The sequence below is a fragment of the Oribacterium sp. genome, from assembly GCF_057249185.1.
This window is the reverse complement of the sequence record NZ_DBHIGR010000203.1, coordinates 1-3,316: the sequence shown is the minus strand read 5'-3', so window position 1 is coordinate 3,316 and position 3,316 is coordinate 1. Positions and strand designations below refer to the sequence as shown.

Below are 3,316 nucleotides of genomic sequence, written 5' to 3'. Positions count from 1 at the left end.
TTACAGAAAGAACTATAGAGGCGCCAAGAAGGAGCGAATCGGATGAATGCAATCACGGTAAAGAACTTAAGCAAAAACTATGGTAAAACGACTGCGGTGGATCATATTTCCTTTTCTGTGAAAGAGGGGGAGTTTTTTGCATTTCTCGGAGAAAATGGTGCAGGGAAATCCACAACCATCAATATTATCTGTACCATTTTTAAAAAGACAGAGGGAGAGGTAGAAGTCTTTTCCCACAAGCTTGGAGAAGAGGATGACAAGATTCGAGAGAAAATAGGTATTGTCTTCCAGAATTCGGTGCTGGACGGCGTATTGACTGTAAAAGAAAATCTGCTGACGAGAGCCTCCTATTACGGAATGCACAAAGAAGAAATTTTGGAGCGCTTGCATCCTTTAATGCAGGCTTTCGAATTGGAAAGCATCTGGAATAGAAAATATGAGCAATTATCAGGAGGACAACGTAGAAGAGTGGATATTATCAGAGCGCTTTTACATAATCCGAAGATTCTCTTTTTGGATGAGCCCACAACCGGGCTGGACCCCATGTCCAGAAAACTGGTGTGGGAGTATATCGATTATCTTCGGAAAGAAAAACAAATGACGATATTTCTTACAACACATTATATGGAAGAAGTAAGAGAAGCAGATCGGGTTGTGATCCTGGATAAGGGAAGAATTGTAGCGGAGGACACACCGGCGGCTTTAAAAAGGAAATACACGAATACAAAACTGATTTGGTATGCAGAGAAATGTAGTGACAATGAAGTTGTGCTGAAAGGCATAGAGCATTCTTATGAAGCGGATCACTACATTGTGCCATTGGAATCAAAAGAGGGGTTCCATCTCAGTGAGTTCCTCTATACAAATCGAAATAAAATTAGAGATTATGAAATTGTAAAAGGCAGTATGGATGACGTATTCCTACATTTAACAGGAAGAAAGCTGGAGGTATAAGATGAGGGGGATTTTAGGATTTATCAAGAGAAACGTATTGCTGTTTTTCAAGGATTGGCAGAGCATTCTATTCTCTCTACTGACATCCATTATTGTGCTTGTACTGTATTTATTATTCCTGAAAGGCACCTTTGTTAGTGCGATACAAAGTGCAATGGAGCAGTATCCGGGACTGGCTTCTATGGTTCCCCAAAAGGATATCGATATGTTTGCAAATCTTTTTTTACTGAGTGGCATTTTAGGCTCCGCAATGATTTCAGTTCCTTTTAGTTGTATTACTGTACTCGTAAAAGATAGAGCGAATAAAGTGGATTATGATATTCTGGCAACACCTATGAAAAGGGAACAGATTATCTTTGCTTATTTTGTATCGGCCGTGCTTACTTCAACACTTTTGACCGATATAATCCTAGCTGTTGGCCTTATTGGAATTCGTATGCAAGGAAATATGTATTTGAATGCAAGTCAAGTTGTAAAAGCCTTTTCTATTGTTGCACTTGGCTCTATTTCTGCAAGTGCAATATTTATGATTATCGTTTTGTTTTTCAAAACTGTCAGTGCTTGCGAAGCTTTCTTTGGAATACTATCAGCAGCTTCGGGATTTGTGATTGGAGCCTATATTCCTATTTCTCAATTTTCAAATGAAGTACAAACCGTGTGCAACCTATTTCCTGCGAGTCAAATAACGATTATGCTGAGAAATATACTGCTTAATGGACTCTTGGAGCATATCAATACAAGCCTTCAAGGAGTGGATCAGGGAATGTTTGTTCTTAGTCTGAAAGAATACTTTACCTTTCAAGCCAAACTGTTTAATGGGTATTTGGATATGAATAAAATGCTGGAATATATCTTAGGAGTAATACTATTCTGTATCGTAATGCAAATTATGATTTATTCCGGAAGCTATAAGAAAAACTAGGTGTAAGAAAAGAACATATTTTTCATTTTAGAAAAGTGGTACAAGTACCCAAAATCTAAAATGAGCTCTTGACTATTTCCTTCCTATTACGCATACTTTAGAAAAGTGGTACAAGTACCTAAAATCTAAAATGGAGCTGAGATATGGAAATTAAAAGAGATAGATATCTTAACAAACTGATTGCAAAAAAGAATAACGGATTAATAAAAGTAATTACAGGCATTCGACGAAGCGGAAAATCCTATTTACTTTTTGAGCTTTATTATAAGTATTTGCTGTCTATAGGGATAACGGAGAATCATATTATAAGAATCCCATTGGATGATATTGAATTTGAAAAATATTGCGATGCATATAAATTGTATGAATATATAAAAAGTCGAATTTCAGATTTAACACAGCAATATTATGTGTTCATTGATGAAGCCCAGTATGCAATTACGAAAGAAGAAATGAGAAATCCTGATGTGCCAATTCGATTATATGGCGTATTGAATTCGCTACTTAGGAAAAATAACGTGGATGTTTATATTACAGGGAGTAATTCTAAGTTTTTATCTACAGATATTATGACCGAGTTCAGAGGACGTGGAGACGAGATCCGTATATCGCCTTTGGCATTTTCCGAGTTCTATCCCGCATGCGGAAAGGAAAAGGCGGATGCATGGCAGGAATACTTATATTTTGGAGGCCTTCCACATATCTTGTCGGAAGCTGATTATGAGGCAAAAAGCAATTATTTAAGCAGATTACATCGAGAAATTTATATGCGTGATTTATGTGATAGATATGATATTCTCGATAGAAGAGGGATGGAATCTCTAATGAAAGTCATTTCATCAGCTATAGGTTCATTATCCAATCCCCAAAAAATTGCGGATACATTTAAGAGTAGTGGTGAAAAAGCAATATCTATGCCGACAATCTCAAATTATCTCAAGTATTTGGAAGAAAGCTTCTTAGTATCCAAGGTAGAGCGTTACGATATAAAAGGAAGAAAGTATATCAGTACACCATTCAAATATTACTATATGGATTTAGGACTCAGAAATGCGCTACTTAATTTCCGACAGTTTGAAGAGCCCCATCTTATGGAAAATGCCATCTATAACGAACTCATTTACAGAGGATTTAATGTTGATGTCGGTGTGGTAGAGGTTAGAAAAGATGATAATGGTAAAAAAATTAGAAAAAAGTTGGAGGTCGACTTCGTTGTAAATCATGCCAGTCGGCGTTATTATATACAGTCTGCATTTGCGCTTAGGGATCAAGAAAAAATCGAGCAAGAACAGGCATCTCTACTAAATATTCCTGATTCCTTTAAAAAAATTATCATTTCAGGGAGCAATACACCTATCTGGAGAAATGAAGCAGGCATTACTTTTATAGGTCTCTTTGACTTTATGTTGAATGAAAATAGTCTTGAATTTTGATATGGAG

The 3,316-nt window shown here is 36.5% G+C and carries 3 protein-coding genes; all 3 read left to right on the top strand.

Annotated features, from left to right (window positions below; all coding sequences use genetic code 11):
- Positions 1–42 precede the first annotated feature (42 nt).
- The 3 genes from ACO4PX_RS09395 to ACO4PX_RS09385 all read left to right on the top strand — a co-directional run bounded on the left by ACO4PX_RS09395 (position 43) and on the right by ACO4PX_RS09385 (position 3,309).
- A complete protein-coding gene (locus tag ACO4PX_RS09395) occupies positions 43–954 on the top strand; it encodes an ABC transporter ATP-binding protein (RefSeq protein WP_485572403.1) in 912 nt (303 codons plus the stop codon).
- A gap of 1 nt (position 955) precedes the next feature.
- Entirely contained in the window at positions 956–1,876 is a 921-nt protein-coding gene (locus ACO4PX_RS09390) for an ABC transporter permease (RefSeq protein WP_485572401.1), read from the top strand.
- A 143-nt stretch (positions 1,877–2,019) separates the two neighbouring features.
- Positions 2,020–3,309: an ATP-binding protein gene (locus ACO4PX_RS09385; RefSeq protein ID WP_485535848.1), complete on the top strand. Its 1,290-nt coding sequence runs from the start codon at positions 2,020–2,022 to the stop codon at positions 3,307–3,309.
- Positions 3,310–3,316: the final 7 nt, after the last annotated feature.